This window comes from Alteribacter keqinensis (assembly GCF_003710255.1).
Taxonomy (GTDB): domain Bacteria; phylum Bacillota; class Bacilli; order Bacillales; family Salisediminibacteriaceae; genus Alteribacter; species Alteribacter keqinensis.
In genome coordinates, this window is record NZ_RHIB01000001.1 from 824,732 (window position 1) to 845,936 (window position 21,205).

The following is a 21,205-nucleotide window of genomic DNA, read 5'->3' on the forward strand; positions in this document are numbered from 1 at the left end:
GTAAGCAGCTTTATAAGAGAGCTTTTGCCAAAAATGAAACAACGTTACAAAGAAGAGACCAGAAGAGAAACAGCAGAGAAGAGATGAGTTGGAGCAGAGGAGAGCAGAGGGTAACGTACTGTCATAAGGACAGGTTTATTTGCGTACGTTAAACACTCACCACCTGCTGGGAATCCGGCAGGTGTTTTTAAAATACAAATCAGAACATACGTTCTTGAACTCCCCCCTTTGCTTCAATCATTCTGCTTACCAGACCAGAGGTGAGAAAAATGATTGAAACAAGTAATCCATCCTTTCGTTCACAAGCAGATGAGTATAAAACAGTTCCTGTTACTGCCCGTTTTGTGTGTGACACAATAACCCCAATACAATTGTTTGAAACGTTTAATGAAGATGCAGCTTATCTTCTTGAAAGCCGCGATCCATTATCATTATGGAGTGAATACTCCTTTATCGGTCTCGATCCGTTTTTATATCTGGAAGAAAAGGAAAATGCGTTTCTTCTCAGGGACAAAAAAGGACAGGTCGAATCCCGTTACAAAGACTTTATCAGTGCCTGGGACGATGCCCTGGTGAAACTCCATGTTTCCCCCCGTCTTCCTGATCTCCCGTTTCCAGGAGGCGCAGTAGGCTCGTTTTCTTTTGAAGCCATGAGTATGAATGAAACAAAAATTAAAAGAGGAGAGGAACCGGTAGCTTCCTTTGTTTTTTGCAGAACGATACTCGCCTTTCACCATCAGAAAGAAGAAATAAGCGTAATTCACTTTCAGGAGGCAGGTGCAGATAAAGATGAGAGCTACGATGAAGCTGTGAAAAAAATCAAAGCTGTTACTGAGAAAATCTCCTTATCGTCAAATATTGAAAAGCGACTGTTTGATCATACTCAAGGGGATACAGAGTCCCTTTTTGAAGGGGTAAAATCCAATATTTCAAAACAGGATTTTTTGAAAAATGTGGACCGGGTTAAAGCATACATTGAAAGCGGCGATGCGTTTCAGGTCGTCCTTTCACAACGGTTTGAAGTGGATACAGAACTTGAAGGGATTGAGCTGTACCGTGTTTTAAGAAAACTCAACCCTTCGCCTTATATGTTTTACATCCGTACATTCAATGAAGAATTAATCGGGAGCTCACCAGAGAGGCTTGTAAAAATTGAACGTGATAAAACCATCGATATTCATCCGATAGCCGGCACGAGAAAACGAGGAACGACGAAAAAAGAAGATGATCAGCTGGCAGCGGAACTTCTGGCTGACGAAAAAGAAAGAGCGGAACATTTCATGCTCGTCGATCTTGCCAGGAACGATCTCGGAAGAGTCTGTAAGTACGGATCGATAGTGACAAAAGAGCTTATGACCGTTACCCGTTTTACAAAAGTGATGCACCTGATTTCAAAAGTGGAAGGAACGCTCCGTGAAGATGTCCACCCGGTAGAAGCGGTCTTAAGGGCACATCCGGCGGGTACAGTCAGTGGTGCTCCAAAAATCAGGGCAACTGAAATTATTCAGGAGCTGGAAACAAGCCTCAGAGGGAATTACGCCGGAACTGTTGCCTACCTGAGCTTTAACGGAACCATTGATTCGTGTATAGCGATCAGAACCATACGCTTAAAAGAGCAAAAAGCATATGTTCAGGCGGGTGCAGGCGTTGTTTATGACTCCGTACCGGAGCTTGAATGGGAAGAAACCCGCAATAAGGCAAGTGCACTGATTTCAGCGATCAAACAAGCGAAGGAAAGCTTTCAAAGGGAGGAGACGAAGAGATGAGACAGTACATCGAACGCATTTTTGAGCATAGAACGTTGAGCGAGGAAGAGGCGTATGACGTAATGACGATGATGATGACAGGTGAGATGAGTGATGAACAGGTAAGTGCTGTTTTATCCATTCTCAGGTACAGAGGAGAAACGGTAGAAGAAATGACCGGTTTCGCAAGAGCGATGCGGGATAAAAGCATTAAAATTGAACACAGTAAACACCCTCTCATTGATACATGCGGTACCGGGGGAGACGGAACGAATACATTCAATATTTCAACAGCAGTGGCTATTTTACTTTCAGGAGCAGGGGTTCCCGTGGCCAAACACGGAAACCGCAGTGTTTCGTCGAAAACCGGAAGTGCTGATGTATTAGAAGCACTTGGTGTTCCCGTGCAATCGACAAAAGAGGAAGCAGAAGGAATGCTTGATGCTCTGAATTTATGCTTTATGTTTGCCCCCGTGTATCATTCGTCGATGAAACATGTTGCTAAAGCAAGGAAATCTCTCGGAGTAAAAACGATCTTTAACCTCCTTGGCCCCCTTACAAATCCTGCAGGTACGAAGCAACAGCTGATCGGAGTGTATGATCAGAGAGTCGCCCGTCAAATGGCTTTAACGGCAAAAAATCTCGGAGTTGAAAAAGCCTTGTTTGTAACCGGGTCTGACGGTCTGGACGAATTGACAATTACGGGTGAGAGTATGATTACTGAATTAAATGAAGGTAAGATCACGACGTACACGATCACACCGGAAGACGCAGGAGTCCGGTCAGGCTGTCTCTCTGATATTCAGGTATCCACGAAAGAAGACAGCGCAAAAATCATTTACGATGTTTTAAGAGGCCTTGGAAATGAAAGTGCCAGAAACATCGTTTTACTCAATGCAGGTGCCGCTCTTTATACAGCAGGCATCGCTGAAACGATCCGTGAAGGGACTGACCAGGCGAGAACGTATCTGAACAGAGGAAATGGCTTTACCCAGCTCACCCGCCTGAATGAACCGAAAAGGAGTGCGATGGCATGATACTGGACAGAATTGTTGAAAGAAAAAAACAGGAAGTGGAAGCGTTGAGCCACATTACTGTTCAAAGAAGGCCTGACCGCTCCTTTCTTGAAGCTCTAAAAAAACCGAAAAGAAAAGGTGCAGTCATTGCCGAGGTGAAAAAGGCAAGTCCATCAAAAGGTGTATTTACCGAACAGTTTGATCCCGTTGACATTGCCAGGTCCTATGAGGAAGCCGGAGCGGATGCTCTTTCTGTTCTTACAGACCGTGACTTTTTCCAGGGGGATCCGGCTTACATCAGAAGAATAAAAGAAGCCGTCAGTCTTCCTGTACTGCGAAAAGATTTTTTGATCGATAAAAAACAGATTGACGAATCAGTGGAGCTTGGAGCTGACGCTGTATTATTGATTGCAGCGATTCTGACGCCGGAAACACTCGGACACTTTTTCCGGTATGCGAAATCTCTTGGTCTGGATGTTCTGGTAGAGGTGCACAGTAAAGAAGAACTCGAAGCTGTAATCAATGAATGTGAACCCGACCTTCTTGGCATAAACAACCGAAATTTAAAGACGTTTGAAACGAGCCTGATTAAGACGAAAGAGGTTGCTGCATCCGTCCCGGATGGTTCTCTGTTGATCAGTGAAAGCGGCATTCATACGAGTGAAGATGCAGCACAGGTACTGTCATACGGCGCCAGGGGAATGCTCATCGGAGAATCATTAATGCTGGCCATTGATAAAAGAGAAAAACTGAATGATTTGTTTAAAGGAGCTGCAAAAGGTGAAGCTTAAATTCTGCGGCGTAACAAATAAAGAAGATTTCAGTCTTGCTGCAGTGTCAAAAGCCGATTATATAGGCGTGATCTTTGCAAAAAGCAGGCGTCGTGTTTCTGCTGAAGATGTGGCATCCTGGATAGGCAGTACCCGGTTCAGGAAGGGTCAAAAGGTCTCAGGCATCTTTGTAAACGCCTCTGCCGAGGAAATAATTAAAACTGTTCAGGAGTCAGGGATTGATGTTGTGCAGTGTCACGGAACCGAAACGCCGGAACTCCTGGATGAAGTCAAATACAAAACCGGTGTCCGCGTCTTTAAAACGATTCATCACAAAGAAGGGGCAGAGAAACTGATCAGCACGTACGCACAGGCTGCTGATGGGTTCGTTATCGATACAAAGGTTTCCGGAGCCTGGGGCGGCACAGGTACATCCTTTGACTGGCAGGCCGTGCCCGGATACATGAAAGAAGCAAAGAAGCACCATAAGGAATGTCTCATTGCAGGCGGAGTGATACCTGAAAACGTTCGCGAACTTATTAAATACAAACCAGGGGGCGTTGATGTGAGTTCCGGAATCGAGACAAACGGAAGAAAGGATGAACATAAAATGGCACAGATGGAAGCGCAGGTTAAAGGCACATACACATTTCCTGATGAATTCGGCCGCTTCGGTGACTTTGGCGGAAAATATGTACCTGAAACGTTAATGAATGCTCTTGAAGAACTGGAAGAGGCATACAGTGAAATCAAAAATGACGATGAATTTTTTGAGGCGCTTCATCAAGAGTGGAAAACGTTCAGCGGAAGACCGACAGCTCTTACATTTGCCGAAAATCTGACGAAAAAGCTTGGAGGAGCGAAGGTTTATCTGAAAAGGGAAGATTTAAACCATACCGGGGCACACAAAATTAACAACGCTATTGCCCAGGCACTTCTTGCCAAACGGATGGGGAAAACAAAGATCATTGCTGAAACCGGGGCGGGCCAGCACGGAGTTGCCACTGCCACTGCCGCTGCCCGGTTTGGACTTACCTGTAAAGTATTCATGGGCAAAGAAGACATGAGGCGTCAGGAACTGAATGTGTTCAGAATGGAACTCCTCGGAGCTGAAGTTATTGAAGTCACAAGCGGAAGCCAGACATTAAAAGATGCCACGAACGAAGCGATCCGCCACTGGGTTACCCATGTTGAGGACACGTACTATCTGATCGGTTCAGCTGTAGGACCTCACCCTTATCCTATGATGGTCAGAGACTTTCAAAGCGTGATCGGCCGTGAAAGCAAACAGCAGATGATGGAGTATACCGGAAGGCTTCCGGATGAAATTGTCGCCTGTGTCGGTGGAGGAAGCAACGCTATCGGTATGTTTCACCCATTTATTAACGATTCTGTTTCACTCACCGGGGTGGAAGCGGCCGGAAAAGGGACGGAAACAAATGCCCATGCCGCTACCCTTACCAAAGGAACGCGGGGGGTTCTCCATGGTTCTCTTTCCTATCTGCTCCAGGACGAGGGCGGGAACATTACCGAGCCCTATTCCATTTCAGCAGGTCTTGACTATCCGGGAATCGGACCGGAGCATGCGCATCATAAAGATACGGGCCGGGTCAGCTATGTTGCTGTCACCGATAAAGAAGCAATGGGTGCACTTAAGCTGCTGAGCGAGACGGAAGGGATTCTTCCTGCCATAGAGTCGGCTCACGCATTAGCCTCTGTTGTGAAGCAGGCACCTGTCCTGGGGCCTGATAAAACGATACTTGTTTGCCTGTCAGGGCGGGGAGACAAAGATGTTCACACGATTAAATCCTATGCAGAAGGGGGCACGGGTTCACATGACACAGCTGACTGATCTGAAATTCAAAGAGAAAAAGAACTTGTTTATTCCTTATATTATGTCTGGAGATCCTTCTTCGGAAGCAACTGTTGATGTGGCACTTACCCTTCAGGAAGCAGGAGCAGATGTGATTGAGTGGGGCGTTCCCTACAGTGACCCTCTGGCAGACGGACCGGTTATCGAACAAGCTGCCAATCGTGCACTGGAAAAAGGGATGAATATCATCAGGGCGATTGAATTGGTAAAAGAGGCAAGGAATCGGGGACTCACGATCCCGGTCGTATTATTCACTTACGTTAATCCCGTCCTGCGGGTGGGGGAAAAGGACCTTGTGAACAAATTAGGAGAAGCTGGAATTGACGGGTTGCTCATTCCTGATCTTCCTATGGAAGAGAGCGGCTCTTTACGGTCTTTGACTAAAGAGAAAGGCATTGCCCTTATCTCACTTATTGCCCCAACATCGAAAAAAAGAGTAGTAGCTATAGCCAGACAAAGCGAAGGTTTTTTGTATCTCGTATCTTCATTGGGAGTTACAGGAACGAGAGACTCCTTCGAATCTGACCTGACCGGACTGGTTGAAAACGTCAAAAAGGTTACTGATACCCCTGTGGCTGTAGGATTTGGCATCTCAAAAAGAGAGCACGTAAAGAAGTTTCATACTATTGCCGATGGCGCTGTGGTGGGCAGTGCTATCGTAAGGTTCCTCAATGAAAGAAAGGACCAGTTAACAGGGCCTGAAAAAGAAAAAGCACTCCGTGAGTTAAAAGGATTTGTAGAAGAGCTCATTTCGTAATAACATAGAAAGATAGAATAATGGGATGGAGTGATAAGAGTGGAAGTAAAAGAGACGTTAAAAGGGTTAACCCCTTACCAGCCGGGAAAACCCGTAGACGAAGTTAAACGTGAGCTTGGTCTTGAAAAAGTGGTTAAGCTGGCATCAAATGAAAACCCATATGGGTGCTCACCTCTTGCCAAGAAGGCAATTGAGGACGTGCTCGGTGAAGTGGCTGTGTATCCAGACGGCTATGCCCAGAAGCTGAGAACGAAAGTGGCCGGACGTTTAGGTGTTGGAGAAAAGCAGCTTTTGTTTGGTAACGGCTCTGACGAAGTTATTCTTATCATTTGCCGGGCTCTTCTGTCAAAAGGAGATAATATTGTGACAGCAACCCCTACTTTTCCTCAATACCGGCACAATGCCGTTATTGAAGGTGCAGAAGTAAAAGAAGTTCCCCTCGTTAATGGCGAGCATGATCTGAATGCAATGGAAAAAGCGATCGATGAAAATACAAAGATCGTATTTGTCTGTAACCCGAATAATCCGACCGGAAACTCGATCGGGGAACAATCTTTTCTAAGCTTTTTAAAGAGTGTCCCAAAAGACGTTGTAGTCGTCAGTGATGAAGCCTACAAAGAGTATGTCACAGCGGATGACTTCCCTGAGACTGTTCCGTTACTGAAAGAGTACCCGAATCTGATTATCCTCCGCACATTTTCAAAAGCATACGGACTTGCTTCACTCAGAATTGGATACGGGGTCGGGGAAGAAGGGTTCATGCAATCTCTCGATCCTGCAAGAGAGCCGTTTAACACATCCGCCATTGCTCAGTCAGCAGCCTTTTATGCCCTCGATGATGAGGAGTTCCTGGAGAACTGTAAACAAAAGAACCGGCAAGGAATCCGGATGTTTGAGGAGTTCTGTGAAGAATACGGACTGCACTGTTATCCGAGTCAGGGTAACTTCATCCTTCTTGATTTAAAAGTTCCCGGTTCTGTTACATTTGATCGCTTATTAAAAGCAGGCTACATCGTTCGTAACGGTGAAGCTTTAGGCTTCCCGACCTCTGTGAGAATCACCGTCGGTTCCAAAGAACAAAACGAAGAAATCATTGAACAGCTTAGAACGCTTGTTTCAAACAACTAGACTAAAGGAGAAGTGAGCCTTGGGTAAACAGCTATTTGTGATTGGTTTGGGCCTTATCGGAGGCTCTCTCGCTCTCGCTGTAAAAAAAGATCATCCGGATACCCATGTTACCGGATATGATTTAAACAAAAATGTGATGAAAGCCGCGATATCCTTAGGCGTTATAAATGAAAGCGCCCCTTCGATTGAGGAGGGGGCCCGGCATGCTGACCTTATCATTGTAGCTGCACCGGTAAAGGAAACGATTGAGATTCTTCGTGAGCTTTCCTCCCTTCCTTTGAAAGAAGAAGCAATCATTACCGATGTAGGAAGCACAAAAAAAGCTATTTGCGAGGCTTCCCACGTCTTTGATCACGTTTCTGCCCACTTTATCGGCGGACATCCAATGGCAGGGTCCCATAAGTCGGGGGTTGAAGCGGCAAAGAGTCATCTGTTTGAAAATGCGTATTATATTATTACTCCTGTTAAAGAAACTGACGCCAGAGCTGTTATCCAGCTGCAAAACTGGTTGAAAGGAACGAAAGCCAGGTTTATCCAGCTCACACCCGGCAATCATGACTTCTTCGCGGGAATGGTCAGTCACTTTCCCCACATTGTTGCCTCGGGGCTTGTGCATCAGTTGAAGGAAGAAGGGGAAAAAGAGCCTGTTCTCAACAACCTTGCAGCAGGAGGCTTCAGGGACATTACCCGCATCGCTTCCTCATCTCCTGTTATGTGGCGCGATATTCTCCTTTCCAACCGGGATGTCCTTCTTGGTTTGATTGATAAATGGCAGGAAGAAATGAACAAAGTAAAAGGCTACATAGAAAAAGAGGATGCAGAGAGACTCTTTGAGTTTTTTGATGTGGCAAAACAATCGCGCGATGCCTTGCCGGTGAGAAAAAAAGGTGCAATTCCTTCTTTTTACGATTTATATGTTGACGTTCCGGATCACCCTGGTGTCATTTCAGACGTCACAGCCATATTGGCAAAAAAACAAATCAGTATAACAAATATCCGGATACTTGAAACAAGAGAAGACATTATGGGTGTTTTAAGACTCAGCTTCAGGTCGGAAAACGATCAGCTCCTTGCGAAAGAGCAGCTCACGAAGCATATGTACGAGGCCTATGAATCACCTTAGAAAGGAGCCGTCTTATGGTTAAAGAAAAAATAAGCAGCGCATTGAAGGGTATAAACGGAACGGTAATCATCCCAGGTGATAAGTCTGTATCCCACCGTTCCGTCCTGTTTGCGTCCATTGCAGAGGGAACATCCGTCATTCGCGGCTTTTTAAAGGGGCAGGACTGCCTGAGTACGATTTCATGCATGAAGCAGATGGGTGTTGAAATTGAGGAAACTAACGACACCATCACTGTTCACGGGAAAGGATTTGCCGGGTTAAAAGAGCCTGAACGCGTACTTGATGTAGGGAACTCCGGTACTACAATCCGGCTTTTGTCCGGATTATTGTCAGGAACCGCGTTTTACAGCGTGCTTGAGGGTGATGATTCGATTGCTAAACGTCCCATGTCCAGAGTGACAGTTCCTTTAAGGCAAATGGGTGCGAAAATCGAAGGAAGGGAGAACGGTAACCTTACGCCACTCTCCATTCGAGGCAGCAAGCTTACGGGTATCGAGTATGATTCCCCCGTTGCCAGTGCGCAGGTGAAGTCAGCAGTTCTTCTGGCAGGTCTTAATGCAAAAGGTACGACCCGGGTGAAAGAACCAAGCGTGTCAAGAGACCATACAGAACGGATGCTCAGCGCTTTTGGTGTAGACGTTTATCAGGACCAGATAAATGGTATTGCCGAAGTCACCGGCGGTTCAGTACTTAAAGCCCGTAATGTGCAGATCCCTGGAGATATCAGCTCTGCTGCTTTCTTTTTAGCCGCAGCTGCTATAACACCGCACAGCGCACTCGAGCTTAAAAATGTAGGTGTTAACCCTACCCGCACGGGAATTCTTGATGTCCTGGAGCAGATGGGTGCTGATATTACCGTTTTTAACGAGCGGACAGAAACAGGCGAACCGGTTGCGGACATCAGGGTATGCTGCAGCGAATTGAAAGGCACTGAAGTGGGAGGGGCTTTAATTCCGAGGCTCATTGATGAAATTCCTGCTATTGCCGTTATTGCGACTCAGGCAGAGGGAACAACGATTATTAAAGACGCAGCAGAATTAAAAGTTAAAGAAACGAATCGAATCGATACGATGGTCAATCAACTGAAAAAGCTCGGTGCAGACATCGAGGCTACAGATGATGGCATGATCATCCATGGGAAAACGCCGTTAATTGGCGGGGAAGTATCCAGCTATCACGATCACCGTGTTGGTATGAGTCTTGCTCTCTGCGGACTCATCGCAAAAGAAGAAGTAGTTGTTCACGACGCCCAGGCCGTGGATGTATCCTACCCTGGATTTTTCGAGGAACTGAACCGTTTAAAATAAACATGTAAAAGACCCTGCCGGATTTCTTTTTATGCAGCTATGTTAGGTTCCAAGTGAAGACATCCGCTTCATGCACCTCCTTACCGAGGGAGGATTGAGCTATCTTAGCCGCGGTGCCGACACTTTTTATAAATATGAATGAACCCAGGTTGACCTGGGGTTCCTGCGTCAGCTGGGACCAGGCACCGCAGAGCTTTTGCTTGAGAAGTTACTTCGACGCATATGCTTCAGAGACTGGCTGACAGCAAAAGAAGCAGGCTTAATTCTCCAGGTTTGCCGGCACCGCCACGGAAAGCGAAGAGCACGTAAGTACTTCGAAATTTGTTATCACTAAAGTGGTCTCTCCGGAGGAATTTAATTTTATATGTTTGACACCTTACTCTCATCGGATAAAATGGTAGAAGACCTTTGGTATGAGAGCGGGAGTGATAGTATGAATGAAACACTTGAACAAGCAATACAGCTGATTGAAAACGGCCGGCATGAAGAAGGCCTGATAAAAGTTCAGAAGGCATATGAAACAGCCGATGATGAAACGAAACGAACAATAGGGGAATTGTATTTTGAACTTGGCCTGGTGGACAGAGCCATAAATGTAGTCGAGGAACTGATGTTCAGATATCCGGATCACGGGGAACTGTTCGCTTTTGCAGCAGAGTGTTATATCGATTCGGGAAAAGAAGATGAAGCAATGGAAATGCTTCTTGAAGTCCATGAAGATGATCCGGTATTTGCACAGTCCCAGCTCCTTCTGGCAGATCTTTATGAAAACCAGGGCCTTGATGAGGTCGCAGAGCAGAAGCTCCTTCAGGCTGTAAAAAAAGCAGCTGATGAACCCATTCTCCATTACGGGTTGGGAGAGTTTTATCTTAACCGGGGAGACTATAACAAAAGTATCCCGTATTATAAAAAGGCCATTCATGACAATGACCTGCCGGATGATGATCATATAAATCCTTCTCTGAGGCTGGCTGAAGCATACAGTGCTACCGGGCAGTTCGAAGAGGCACTGTCAAGCTATAAAAAAGGCCTTGAGAAAAAGATAGATCCGGACGGATTGTTCGGCTATGGTTATACAGCCCTTCAGACAGAAGATTATGAGCTGGCTGCAGAGCAGTTCGAACGTTTAAAAGTGCTCGATCCTTCCTATACAACGTTATATCCTTTCTTATCCAAGGCATACAGGCACCTGTCCCGGTCCGATAAAGCCCTTGATGTGATTAACGAAGGCCTGTCAAGAGATGAATTTAACGAAACCCTCTACCTTGAAGCAGCCCGGATTCAGTTCTCAAAAGGACTAGGTGAAGAAGGACGGAGTTTTTTACAGAAGGTTATTGCAATTAACCCTTCCAATATTGAGGCCGTTAAAGAGCTCATTTTATATTATGATGAAACCGACAGTTATGAAGAACTGGCAGAGCTTATTTCTTTTCTTGAAGATTATCAGGAAACAGACCCGCTTTTTGACCGGTACAAAGGAAAAGCCCTGTATGAAACCGACCGTGTAAATGAGGCGGCAGAGGCATATGAAAAGGCGCTCGTTTTCTATCAAAATGACCCTGAGGTTATAGAAGAAGCGGCATTTGCCATGCTTGAAGCCGGTAAACGGTCAAAAGGGATTGAGCTTTTGAAAAAAATCGTGGAATATGAACCTGAACGTGCGGATATACAAGAAAGAATTGAACAGTTAACAGAAGAGCGCTTATAGTCGTTTCCCCTTTTTCACATACTGAGAAGTAGAGTGAGAAAGGGGTTTTTTAAAATGAACGTGATGGAACTATTGCTCCAACTGCCTCAGCAGTCGTTAGCCCGGATTCTTCACCACCATGATAATGGAGAAACAGAGCGGTCGAAACAGCGGTGCATCGAAAAAGTAATTCGCAGGCTCACAGATATTAATGACCGGACTGCGTCCATTAAGAACCTGCAACGGTGTGAAAGACAACTCGTTATTTTTGTAAGTATGAGTGCCACTGCAGAGTGGGCTTCACATGAATTGGCAGGCCTCGTAACAAAGAGTGAACGTGAACATGTTCATCATGCACTGCCTGTATTGGAAAAAGAGGGGTGGCTGTTCCCCCTCCCAATGGAAAGGTGGATTATGCCGGACGAATTAAAAAAGATCGCAGGAAATTTCCTGAAACAAAGTGTAAGCATGGAGACTGTGACAGTTCCCGCTCAAAAACCTGACAGACACACACTCCTCACAGATCTGTACACATTCATAGATGAAGTAAAGGTAAAAGCCTATCCTCTGACACAACAGAAAACGATAGGAAAATCACAGCTTGGAAGTCTTTTGAGAAAGCTGGAATACCAAGAAGACATACCAAATGAAAAATGGCGTTTTGGATATGGCCGTCATTTTAATTATTACCCGGACCGTTTTTCTCTTATTTATGATCTCGCCCATAATGAAGGCTGGATTCAGGAAGAAGAGAGGCTCGTTGTAACAACGAAATGGGAAGAAGCTGAGGAGATGAGTGTATCCCGGTTGATGCAGCGGTTTATGCTGACTTATGTAAAAGAGTACCGCAGGGCGCTCCCGCAGCTTCCTGTCCTGATTAAAATACTTGCCACCGTTCTCGGGAAAGACAACCTGGCACTGGAGAAAGAAACGGTTGTTTCCCTGCTGTACCCATTTACAGATGACTATTATTATGACGACAGATCAGCAGTGATAAAAAAACGAATCCTGCCCATGCTCGTGCACCTTGGTTACTTGTGCGAAAAAACATTTGGCAGTGAAACCTACTATTCCCTTTCTTCTTCACATCTGCACGGGAATCGGTTTTTTTCAAGTCTTCTTTAACCGAAACTGAAGCTGAAATCTATTTTGATATAACATATTGGCGACGGCTAGGTCCCCTGTCCAACGTGAATCGCATTGAACAACAGATTTTTGGTCCTTTGACTGGTTACCGCAAAAAAACTTTTATTAAAATATCATTTTAAAAAGGATTTTTGATGTTTTTAAAGAATATAAACATATATAAAGAAGCGGTTACATTTTAAGGAGCTCCGGATTTTCAAATGCAATTCATGATTGAGGAGGGGTGAAGATGAACAATACTGTTCCGGTCATGGAGAAACGCGATTTTTTAAAGTGGTTTCTCGATCAATACCAGTTGAAACGCCGCGAATGTGCCTGGTTGCTTAACTTCCTGATGAGTGATGACATATTAATGGAGCGTGTCCATTTTGTCGAGCAAGCTGATTACTGTCCGAAAGCACTCATGATTTCTACAAATGATGTGGATTGTGTGCCGTTTGCTTTTCACAAGAACCAGCATGTGACGATGGACGCAGAGAAGTCCTTTCATGACATCAGGCTAAACAGAAACGAAGATATCTTTATTCAGCTGAATTTTAAAGACAAGCAGATGACCCCGCAGTATGTAGCGGTCCTTGAGGAAAACCCGTACCTGCCTGTAAATGAAGAAGAAACGAATATTCACCAGCTCATGGCGGAAATGGTTTTGGAGAAGTCGATTAGAAATGAGCGGATTAAATCCATTCAAAAAGAAATTGACCAAGCTCTCTGTAAAGGGGACAAAAAACGGTTCAATGATCTTGCAGAAGAATATAAGCAATTAAAAGCCCTTAACGTTTAAGGGTTTTTTTTTGCTCCGGCACTTCTGAATGTCTATTCTCTGCATGTCTCTTCCTGGCATAATTAAGAAAGCTGTCTGATTAAGAGGACGTTACCCTTTTATACAATCTTTATGTTAAAATCAAGTGAGCCGGCAGGTTTCAAAGAATAAGAATGCCGATAAAAACAAAAGCTGAATATGTAAGGAGTGCTTAATTGTGAAATGGGTAACTAATGACCTGGACATGTATATGAATGCCAAGGAATATGTGGATACAGCGATTATTCCTCTTGTACCTTTAAACTGGGAAAAGGACATCAAGGGAACTGTCTCAAAAGGGGAGTTTTCTTCCATCCTGATTGATGAAATAGAAAAGCAGTTTAAGGGAAGACTTTTTCAACTGCCTCCTTTTACATATCTGACAGAAGAATCCGATGAGAGCCGCACATCCCGGTTACAGGAATGGGATCGTCACTTTTTCGACAATGGTTTTAAACATATTGTTTATGTAACTTCAGACGGAGACTGGAAGCGGGTAGAAGGAAATCTGCCGGATCAATTGATATGGATCCCGGCACTTCCCTTGGAAAACGTGGACCCGGCATATGCCAGAGAAATGATCTCACAGCAGATGAAACAGATTTTACCCCTTATTACAGATAAGTGGCAGTCCGGACCGAAAGAAAGAAATTCCTGAACACATTGTCTGATTCTGTTGACTTTTAATGAATTTTTACGCTATCATAATAATGTCTTAGTATGATATTTGTGTGTTTAAATGGCAGCTTTAGAGATCATAGGAGCGAGGAGGGAAAGTCGTGAGTGAAAAAGAACACAAAGTGTCGAGGCGTCAATTTTTGACGTATACACTGACAGGTGTAGGCGGTTTCATGGCAGCAGGTATGCTTATGCCAATGGCTCGCTTTGCTTTGGACCCTGCATTACAGGCAGGCGGAGATACTGACTTTGTACGGGTAGCGTCAGTTGATGAACTGACTGACGAACCAACACGTTTTAACTTTACAATTGAGCAGGAAGATGCCTGGTATACGTCTGATGTTGACCGAGTGGCTTGGGTCTACAGAGAAGGCGATGAAATTATAGCTCTTTCACCTGTTTGCACTCACTTAGGCTGTACAGTGAACTGGGAAGGTAATGAAGATTATCCTGAGCAATTCTATTGCCCATGTCACTTCGGCCGATTTGAAAAAGACGGAACGAACGTTCCTAACACGCCACCAACACGTCCGTTGGATGTGTATGAAATGGAAGTCCGGGATGGCGATCTTTATTTAGGAAGAACAGTGCAACGTTAGGAAGAAGGGGGCGTAGTAAATGTTACAAAAAATCTATGATTGGGTAGATGAACGGCTGGATATCACCCCCATGTGGCGTGACATAGCCGATCACGAGGTGCCTGAGCACGTTAACCCTGCCCATCATTTCTCAGCATTTGTTTACTGTTTCGGGGGACTCACGTTCTTTGTTACCGTAATTCAAATTCTATCCGGTATGTTTTTGACAATGTACTATGTGCCGGACATTATTCATGCTTATGAATCGGTCTATTACTTACAAAATGAAGTCACTTTCGGTGTTATTGTCCGCGGTATGCACCACTGGGGAGCCAGTCTTGTTATCGTAATGATGTTCCTACATACGTTGCGTGTATTCTTTACAGGTTCCTATAAGAAACCGCGGGAATTAAACTGGGTTGTCGGAGTTCTCATTTTCTTCGTCATGCTTGGTCTAGGGTTTACCGGTTATCTATTGCCTTGGGATATGAAAGCTTACTTTGCGACAGTTGTAGGACTTGAGATTGCCGAAGCCGTTCCGGTTGTCGGTACGTTCGCTAAAACACTGCTTGCAGGTGGCGAGATTATTGGAGCACAGACGCTTACACGATTCTTTGCGATCCACGTGTTCTTCTTGCCGGGTGCGCTTCTTGGACTTCTTGGAGCCCACTTCTTTATGATCCGTAAACAAGGAATTTCCGGTCCATTGTAGGATCCGGTTTGACGCAGAAAAGGAGGGAAATCTATGCATCGCGGGAAAGGTATGAAGTTTGTCGGCGACTCTCGTGTCCCGGCTACAAGGATGCCGAATATTCCAAAAGACTATTCAGAGTATCCGCATAAAACGGAAGCATTCTGGCCTAACTTCCTTCTACGTGAGTGGATGGTCGGGGCAGTCTTCCTGATTGGTTATCTATGTTTGACAATTGCGCATCCATCACCGTTGGAGCGTGTGGCAGATCCTAACGATTCAGGCTACATACCACTGCCTGACTGGTACTTCCTGTTTTTGTATCAGTTACTGAAGTATGAGTTTGCTGCCGGTGCCTATACGGTAATCGGAGCCGTTGTAATGCCTGGTATTGCTTTTGGAGCGCTTCTTCTTGCCCCATGGCTTGATAATGGAGTGGAACGCCGTCCGATCCGCCGTCCAATTGCAAGCGGACTGATGATGCTTGGTATCATCTCAATTATCTTCCTTACGTGGGAATCTGTTGACCAGCACGACTGGGAAGCGGCAGCGCGTCAGGGTGCGATCGTTGAAGATGTTGAGATTGATGAAAGTTCGGAAGGGTATGAAATTTACATGAGCCAGCAGGCCTGTATCGGCTGCCACGGTGATCAGGGTGAAGGTGGAGCGGCTGGTCCGAACATCTTCGAGAATGATTACGAGGCAGAAGATTACGCAGAGATTATTCGAAACGGTCAGGGTGAAATGCCTGGAGACCAGTTCGAGGGTTCTGATGAAGAGCTTGAAATCCTGGCTGAATGGATTGCCAACGACGGACAGGATCCGGAATAAATATTACGAAGCTGACTGAGGTAATTCAGTCAGCTTTTCTTATATTGTCAGTAATTACTTATCTGTATTACTCTTTACAGGTATACTGGAAAAGAGATCCGAAAGACAGGAGGGAAGAGTATGATTGATAAAGGGTATAACCTTCTTGGACAAAAGTGGGCAATTATTCTGTTACTTGTCATAAATATACCGGGAACGATCTATGGATACATATGGTACGAGTCGCAGCTGGCAGCCACACCGGCGGTTTTTCTTATCTTTGTGCCAGACAGCCCGACAGCAAGTCTTTTCTTTGTCATTGTTCTGACCGCTTTTTTATTCAGAAAGAATATCCCTCTTGTAGAAGCTCTTGCGGCTGTAACGTTGTTTAAATATGGCATATGGGCTGTAGTCATGATTGTATGGGCAGCGTTGGAAGGGTCTCCGCTCCGGTGGGATCATTACATGCTGATTGGTTCTCATTTAGGAATGGCGGTTCAGGGTCTTTTATATGCTCCGTACTACAGAATAAAAGGTTGGCATCTCGCTTTGGTTGCTGTATGGACGCTTCACAATGATGTTATTGATTACATATACGGCATGCATCCGTATGTCTCCAGACTGATTCTTCCATATTACCAGGAGATTGCATATTTTACGTTCTGGCTCAGCATCAGCTCTCTTTTGGTCGTCTATATGCTGAATAAGATTCAGCAGAAGAGAACTCTTGGATTTTAGGTCTACCAGGCTGTCCCTCCTCATAGGATGAATTAGGTAAAAGAGGAGGGACAGGCATGAATGTAAGAAAAATCATAATTTTGTTGTCAGTAATATTATTATGTCTACTTCCGTATGCTGTGCATGCAGACTCCGGTATAGATCAGGAAGACAGGGAACTGTGGCGTGAATTAAATAAAACGAGTGATACAATCCTTCAATACGTTAAGGAACAGCGGTATGAAGAAGCGAAGCAGCTTTTAAATCACTTTTCAAAGCAGTTCCTGACTGTACGTTCTTCTGATTTTAACCTTTCAATGAATGACCTGAGGGTAATTGTCTCAACATATGAAAGTGCAGAGCAGGCATCAACCAGTATGAGTATGAGTCATGAGGACAGAGTAAGGGCGGTTTCTTCTTTCCGGCTTCTCGTTGATGTGTATGACTCGAGTGAGCATCACCTATGGAAAAATACAAAGGAATCCCTCGAATCTCCCCTTACAGGAATGGCAGAAGCGTTTGAAAACGAAGACTGGACGACTTATCAAAAGCAGCTCAACAGATTTTTAAAAGGATATGAAGTGGTGAGGCCTGCGTGGCAGGCAGCACTTGAGCCTCATGTGTATCAGCGTTTTGATTCACAGGTCGTTTATGCAGAACGACACCGTCATGAACCCTTGGCAGCTTCAAACCTTCTCAGCACACTGTCTGTCATGTTAAGTGATCTGGATATGATTTATGGCGATGTGGATGAAAGTACATCGGACCCTTCTTTAATCTGGGTGATACTCACGATCGGCGGGGCTATTGTTTTTGCTCTCACCTATGCCGGGTGGAAGAAGTATGAAGGCCAGCGGGAAGAAAGAAAGGTAAGAAGAAGGGAATAACGCCCTTCTTTTTACGCACGGGGAACTGTAATGCATGTTCATTGACAGTAAAAACAAGTTTGACTAAAATTGATAATAAGTAAAGAGTGATGAAAAACGGAGGGAATCGACTATGTTTGGAAGTATGGGAGCATTTCTTATTTACTTTGCCATCCTGCTTCTCGTCCCGTTATGGGCGCAGATGCGGGTCAAGAGTGCATTTAAAAAATACTCTCAGGTGCCTGCCTCTTCAGGTATGAGCGGCGCTGAGGTTGCAAAAAAGATTTTAAATGATAACGGCATTTATGATGTAACAGTGGAGCCTGTAAAAGGAAAGCTGACCGACCACTACGATCCGCGGTCAAAGACGGTCCGTCTGTCTGAAAGTAATTATTACGGAAACTCTGTAGCGGGTGCCGCAGTCGCTGCCCACGAGGTGGGACATGCTATCCAGGATGCAGAAGATTATGCATTTCTCCGCTTCCGTCATGCGCTCGTGCCGGTAGCCAATCTTGGACAGAACTTTTCATTCTTCCTCATTTTGGCCGGTATGCTGCTAACTCAGACAAACCTTCTTCTTGCAGGTATTGTTCTTATGAGTTTTGCAGTATTGTTCCAGCTCGTTACACTGCCTGTGGAATTTAACGCTTCCAGCCGGGCAATGGACCAGGTGATTTCTGTAGGTGTTATTCGCAATGATGAAGAGAAACAGACAAAAAAGGTTTTAAATGCGGCGGCACTTACGTATGTAGCAGGTGCTGTTGTAGCTGTGCTGGAACTTGTGCGGTTTATTTTAATGTATTTCGTTATGAGAGACGAATAAGGCAAAGAAAACCTCCCACCCAATACCGGGTGGGAGGTTTTCTGCGTGCAGGATCTTAAATCCCCAAAGGGCGTTTGTTTTCATCAAGTGTAAACCCTTCTCCCATTACATCCTGCACATCTGTAAGCGTAACGAAAGCATGGGGATCGACTTTATCAATGAGTGTTTTCAGTCTTACCATTTCGTTTCGGCCTACAACACAGTAGAGAACTTCCTTGTCTGTGCCAGTAAAGCTCCCTTTTCCTTTAAGAAGGGTAGCCCCCCGGTCCATTTCCAGCATGATCTGGGCTGAAATTTCCGGTGCTTTTTCCGAAATAATCATAGCTGCTTTACCTGAATAGGCCCCCTGCTGCATAAAGTCAATCACCTTGGCTGCCACAAAGACGGCCAAAAGGGTGTACATTGCTTCGCGGTAGTTTAAGTAAATAAGTGAGCCAGTAATAACAACAGCGTCAAAAATAAACATCGTTTTACCCATGCTCCAGCCTAAATATTTAAAGCCAAGCCTTGCAATAATATCGACGCCGCCGGTTGTTCCGCCATATCTGAACACAATTCCGAGCCCCACTCCGATAAAGACCCCGGCAAACAGAGCCGCAAGCGTCATATCATCATCCAGAGGAAAGTAAAAGTGTGTATAGCGCTGAAAGATGTACAAGAAAACAGAAACCCCGACAGTCCCGATAAGGGTATAGATAAAGGCATTCCGGCCGAGGATCTTCCATCCGATAATAAACAGCGGAATGTTTAATGCAAGGTTGGAGAGTGCAGGGTCAATTGAGAACATGAAAAACAGAATCAGTGTAATTCCTGTAAAACCCCCATCAGCAAGGTTGTTCTGCATGTTAAAATAAACGAGTCCGAAGCTCATAATTGCTGTACCAAAAAGGATCGCTAGGATATTTTTAGCTTTTATTGCTTGAATCATATGGCTGTTCCTCCAAATCGTTCAGATTGCTTAGTTAAAGATCATTGTTGAATTATAAAGCTTAACATACTCCTTTTTCTGCTATCTGGAAAATGCAAATTATGAGACTTTCTAATTACCTCAGCTTCGTTGGACTCCGCACAATTCGCTGATTAATCAGAAGGTAAGAATAACCTGTCGGAAAAAATACCGCATGCCTTTTTCATGCGCCATGGTGTGTATAAATTAGAATGGGCCTCTGTTAAACTTGATTGTTGATTTTTGCTCATTTCGTTACCTTTTTGGAGGCGCTTCTCCAATAAACTTTAAATCAACATTTAGGTATAATAACACTTACCTTTTCCATAAATCAGTTTAAAGGCGGCGACTCCCGCGGAAAGCGTCCGCTTGTAGCGGGAATTCCATTGTAAGAGCAACAATCTTTACTCAAAAGCGGGAGATACTGCAGAGCGGGGACATCAATATCTGTGTTTACCAGAACCAATTATATAGAAAGATAACAGGGCCGGCAATCCAACTTTCAGATTGTCTGAGACAAGTCTGCAATTTATTTGTAAAAACGCTCAGGTTTCGCTACGATAAACAGGTAGGAAAGAGATAAGAGGTGTACATTTAATGGAAGAGAATAAAAAAACAATTACACGGATGCAGACGGAAGTCGACCAATACATTTCACAGTTTAAAGAAGGGTACTTTTCCCCACTGGCCATGATGGCCCGTCTTACAGAGGAGATGGGTGAACTTGCCAGGGAAATCAACCATTACTACGGAGAAAAACCAAAGAAAAGTTCGGAAGAAGAAAAGACCGTTGAGCAGGAAATCGGTGATATACTGTTTGTTCTGACATGCCTTGCCAACTCTCTTAATGTTGATCTAGAAGAAGCCCACGATCTTGTAATGGAGAAATTCAATACGCGGGACAAAGACCGCTGGACAAAAAAAGAAGACAGTAAGGAGAATGAACAATGACACGAATCGTAATTGCAGGACCAAGAGGAAACATGGGAAAAGAAGCCGTGACGATGGTTACTGAAACTGAAGAGTTTGAACTTGCAGCCGTAATTGACCGGAAATATGACGGGATGTCCATGAGGGATGTTGATGATCTTCCAAACTTGGACGTACCTGTTTTTACAGATGCCGGGGAATGTTTTGAAAAAATCAAACCGGATGTTCTAATCGACCTTACAAATCCTCAGACAGGTAAAGTACATATGAAACAGGCACTTTTAAATGGTGTAAGACCTGTAATCGGAACGACTGGATTTACAGAAGAGGATGTGGCCGAACTGAGCAGCCTTGCTGAAGAAAAAGAGCTTGGGGCTATTATCGCTCCTAACTTTGCGATCGGAGCTATTCTTATGATGAAATTCTCCCAGATGGCAGCGAGATACATGCCGGATGCTGAGATCATTGAGCAGCATCATGACCGCAAACTTGATGCTCCGTCCGGTACAGCCGTAAAAACAGCTCAGCTTATCAGTGAAGTTAGACAGGAGAAACAACAGGGACACCCAAAAGAGGAGGAGACGCTGCCCGGTGCAAGAGGAGCGGAATTTGACGGAATGCGAATCCACAGTGTGCGTCTTCCCGGACTGGTAGCTCATCAGGAAGTACTGTTTGGTGGTGAAGGACAGACGCTGAAGATCAGACATGATTCCATGAACCGCCGTTCATTTATGCCCGGAGTGAAACTCGCATGTGAAGCAGCCATGAAACTGAATGTACTCGTGTACGGTCTGGAACACATTATTGAATAAGAG

Annotated in this window: 21 protein-coding genes; 20 read left to right on the forward strand and 1 reads right to left on the reverse strand. The window is 44.8% G+C overall.

What is annotated here, in order from left to right; all coding sequences use genetic code 11:
* The first annotated feature begins 269 nt into the window (after positions 1 to 269).
* The 18 genes from EBO34_RS04135 (at position 270) to EBO34_RS04220 (ending at position 18,514) form a co-directional block, all read left to right on the forward strand.
* Complete coding sequence (locus tag EBO34_RS04135) at positions 270 to 1,766, forward strand: anthranilate synthase component I family protein (RefSeq protein ID WP_122896670.1); 1,497 nt, start codon at positions 270 to 272, stop codon at positions 1,764 to 1,766.
* Positions 1,763 to 2,782 (forward strand): anthranilate phosphoribosyltransferase, encoded by a 1,020-nt coding sequence (trpD, locus tag EBO34_RS04140; protein WP_122896671.1) that lies wholly within the window; start codon positions 1,763 to 1,765, stop codon positions 2,780 to 2,782. The genes EBO34_RS04135 and trpD overlap by 4 nt, the downstream gene beginning before the upstream one ends.
* Complete coding sequence (gene trpC, locus EBO34_RS04145; RefSeq protein ID WP_249413995.1) at positions 2,779 to 3,552, forward strand: indole-3-glycerol phosphate synthase TrpC; 774 nt, start codon at positions 2,779 to 2,781, stop codon at positions 3,550 to 3,552. Before trpD ends, trpC begins: the two co-directional genes overlap by 4 nt.
* Positions 3,542 to 5,383, forward strand: a complete 1,842-nt coding sequence (gene trpB / locus EBO34_RS04150; protein WP_249413996.1) for a tryptophan synthase subunit beta — start codon at positions 3,542 to 3,544, stop codon at positions 5,381 to 5,383. The genes trpC and trpB overlap by 11 nt, the downstream gene beginning before the upstream one ends.
* Complete coding sequence (gene trpA, locus EBO34_RS04155) at positions 5,367 to 6,161, forward strand: tryptophan synthase subunit alpha (RefSeq protein WP_122896673.1); 795 nt, start codon at positions 5,367 to 5,369, stop codon at positions 6,159 to 6,161. Before trpB ends, trpA begins: the two co-directional genes overlap by 17 nt.
* A gap of 39 nt (positions 6,162 to 6,200) precedes the next feature.
* Positions 6,201 to 7,289: a histidinol-phosphate transaminase gene (hisC, locus tag EBO34_RS04160; RefSeq protein ID WP_122896674.1), complete on the forward strand. Its 1,089-nt coding sequence runs from the start codon at positions 6,201 to 6,203 to the stop codon at positions 7,287 to 7,289.
* Between the two features lie 19 nt (positions 7,290 to 7,308).
* Positions 7,309 to 8,412, forward strand: coding sequence for a prephenate dehydrogenase (locus EBO34_RS04165; protein WP_122896675.1), 1,104 nt, complete (start codon positions 7,309 to 7,311; stop codon positions 8,410 to 8,412).
* 14 nt (positions 8,413 to 8,426) lie between these two features.
* On the forward strand, positions 8,427 to 9,719 hold the full coding sequence (gene aroA, locus EBO34_RS04170) for a 3-phosphoshikimate 1-carboxyvinyltransferase (RefSeq protein ID WP_122896676.1): 1,293 nt from the start codon (positions 8,427 to 8,429) through the stop codon (positions 9,717 to 9,719).
* Positions 9,720 to 10,152: 433 nt separating this feature from the next.
* Entirely contained in the window at positions 10,153 to 11,427 is a 1,275-nt protein-coding gene (locus EBO34_RS04175; RefSeq protein WP_122898520.1) for a tetratricopeptide repeat protein, read from the forward strand.
* Between the two features lie 54 nt (positions 11,428 to 11,481).
* Complete coding sequence (locus EBO34_RS04180; RefSeq protein WP_122896677.1) at positions 11,482 to 12,531, forward strand: hypothetical protein; 1,050 nt, start codon at positions 11,482 to 11,484, stop codon at positions 12,529 to 12,531.
* Between the two features lie 250 nt (positions 12,532 to 12,781).
* Positions 12,782 to 13,333 (forward strand): ReoY family proteolytic degradation factor, encoded by a 552-nt coding sequence (locus EBO34_RS04185; protein ID WP_122896678.1) that lies wholly within the window; start codon positions 12,782 to 12,784, stop codon positions 13,331 to 13,333.
* Between the two features lie 196 nt (positions 13,334 to 13,529).
* Complete coding sequence (locus EBO34_RS04190) at positions 13,530 to 14,009, forward strand: YpiF family protein (protein ID WP_122896679.1); 480 nt, start codon at positions 13,530 to 13,532, stop codon at positions 14,007 to 14,009.
* Between the two features lie 121 nt (positions 14,010 to 14,130).
* Positions 14,131 to 14,628, forward strand: a complete 498-nt coding sequence (locus EBO34_RS04195; protein ID WP_122896680.1) for a QcrA and Rieske domain-containing protein — start codon at positions 14,131 to 14,133, stop codon at positions 14,626 to 14,628.
* A 19-nt stretch (positions 14,629 to 14,647) separates the two neighbouring features.
* Positions 14,648 to 15,319, forward strand: a complete 672-nt coding sequence (qcrB, locus tag EBO34_RS04200) for a menaquinol-cytochrome c reductase cytochrome b subunit (RefSeq protein WP_122896681.1) — start codon at positions 14,648 to 14,650, stop codon at positions 15,317 to 15,319.
* 33 nt (positions 15,320 to 15,352) lie between these two features.
* Positions 15,353 to 16,129 (forward strand): menaquinol-cytochrome c reductase cytochrome b/c subunit, encoded by a 777-nt coding sequence (locus EBO34_RS04205; protein WP_122896682.1) that lies wholly within the window; start codon positions 15,353 to 15,355, stop codon positions 16,127 to 16,129.
* Positions 16,130 to 16,249: 120 nt separating this feature from the next.
* Positions 16,250 to 16,846: a lipoprotein heptaprenylglyceryl N-acetyltransferase LhaT gene (gene lhaT, locus EBO34_RS04210; RefSeq protein WP_122896683.1), complete on the forward strand. Its 597-nt coding sequence runs from the start codon at positions 16,250 to 16,252 to the stop codon at positions 16,844 to 16,846.
* A 56-nt stretch (positions 16,847 to 16,902) separates the two neighbouring features.
* A complete protein-coding gene (locus tag EBO34_RS04215; protein WP_122896684.1) occupies positions 16,903 to 17,712 on the forward strand; it encodes a sporulation protein YpjB in 810 nt (269 codons plus the stop codon).
* 112 nt (positions 17,713 to 17,824) lie between these two features.
* Positions 17,825 to 18,514, forward strand: a complete 690-nt coding sequence (locus tag EBO34_RS04220; RefSeq protein WP_429699415.1) for a zinc metallopeptidase — start codon at positions 17,825 to 17,827, stop codon at positions 18,512 to 18,514.
* A gap of 55 nt (positions 18,515 to 18,569) precedes the next feature.
* Here EBO34_RS04220 and EBO34_RS04225 read toward each other — a convergent pair whose 3' ends face one another.
* Positions 18,570 to 19,442: a YitT family protein gene (locus tag EBO34_RS04225; RefSeq protein ID WP_122896685.1), complete on the reverse strand. Its 873-nt coding sequence runs from the start codon at positions 19,440 to 19,442 to the stop codon at positions 18,570 to 18,572.
* 615 nt (positions 19,443 to 20,057) lie between these two features.
* Here EBO34_RS04225 and EBO34_RS04230 point away from each other — a divergent pair.
* Both EBO34_RS04230 and dapB read left to right on the forward strand, forming a co-directional pair.
* Positions 20,058 to 20,411, forward strand: coding sequence for a nucleotide pyrophosphohydrolase (locus tag EBO34_RS04230; RefSeq protein WP_122896686.1), 354 nt, complete (start codon positions 20,058 to 20,060; stop codon positions 20,409 to 20,411).
* The gene (gene dapB, locus EBO34_RS04235; protein WP_122896687.1) at positions 20,408 to 21,202 is read left to right on the forward strand and encodes a 4-hydroxy-tetrahydrodipicolinate reductase; all 795 of its coding nucleotides are present in this window, start codon (positions 20,408 to 20,410) and stop codon (positions 21,200 to 21,202) included. The genes EBO34_RS04230 and dapB overlap by 4 nt, the downstream gene beginning before the upstream one ends.
* Positions 21,203 to 21,205: the final 3 nt, after the last annotated feature.

Excerpts from the sequence above, each read along its gene's own strand:
- EBO34_RS04135 (WP_122896670.1), top strand. The coding sequence starts at position 270 with ATGATTGAAACAAGTAATCCATCCTTTCGTTCACAAGCAGATGAGTAT.
- trpD (WP_122896671.1), top strand. The coding sequence starts at position 1,763 with ATGAGACAGTACATCGAACGCATTTTTGAGCATAGAACGTTGAGCGAG.
- trpC (WP_249413995.1), top strand. The coding sequence starts at position 2,779 with ATGATACTGGACAGAATTGTTGAAAGAAAAAAACAGGAAGTGGAAGCG.
- trpA (WP_122896673.1), top strand. The coding sequence starts at position 5,367 with ATGACACAGCTGACTGATCTGAAATTCAAAGAGAAAAAGAACTTGTTT.
- aroA (WP_122896676.1), top strand. The coding sequence starts at position 8,427 with ATGGTTAAAGAAAAAATAAGCAGCGCATTGAAGGGTATAAACGGAACG.
- EBO34_RS04175 (WP_122898520.1), top strand. The coding sequence starts at position 10,153 with ATGAATGAAACACTTGAACAAGCAATACAGCTGATTGAAAACGGCCGG.
- EBO34_RS04180 (WP_122896677.1), top strand. The coding sequence starts at position 11,482 with ATGAACGTGATGGAACTATTGCTCCAACTGCCTCAGCAGTCGTTAGCC.
- EBO34_RS04185 (WP_122896678.1), top strand. The coding sequence starts at position 12,782 with ATGAACAATACTGTTCCGGTCATGGAGAAACGCGATTTTTTAAAGTGG.
- qcrB (WP_122896681.1), top strand. The coding sequence starts at position 14,648 with ATGTTACAAAAAATCTATGATTGGGTAGATGAACGGCTGGATATCACC.
- EBO34_RS04205 (WP_122896682.1), top strand. The coding sequence starts at position 15,353 with ATGCATCGCGGGAAAGGTATGAAGTTTGTCGGCGACTCTCGTGTCCCG.
- lhaT (WP_122896683.1), top strand. The coding sequence starts at position 16,250 with ATGATTGATAAAGGGTATAACCTTCTTGGACAAAAGTGGGCAATTATT.
- EBO34_RS04215 (WP_122896684.1), top strand. The coding sequence starts at position 16,903 with ATGAATGTAAGAAAAATCATAATTTTGTTGTCAGTAATATTATTATGT.
- EBO34_RS04220 (WP_429699415.1), top strand. The coding sequence starts at position 17,825 with ATGTTTGGAAGTATGGGAGCATTTCTTATTTACTTTGCCATCCTGCTT.
- EBO34_RS04225 (WP_122896685.1), bottom strand. The coding sequence starts at position 19,442 with ATGATTCAAGCAATAAAAGCTAAAAATATCCTAGCGATCCTTTTTGGT.
- EBO34_RS04230 (WP_122896686.1), top strand. The coding sequence starts at position 20,058 with ATGGAAGAGAATAAAAAAACAATTACACGGATGCAGACGGAAGTCGAC.
- dapB (WP_122896687.1), top strand. The coding sequence starts at position 20,408 with ATGACACGAATCGTAATTGCAGGACCAAGAGGAAACATGGGAAAAGAA.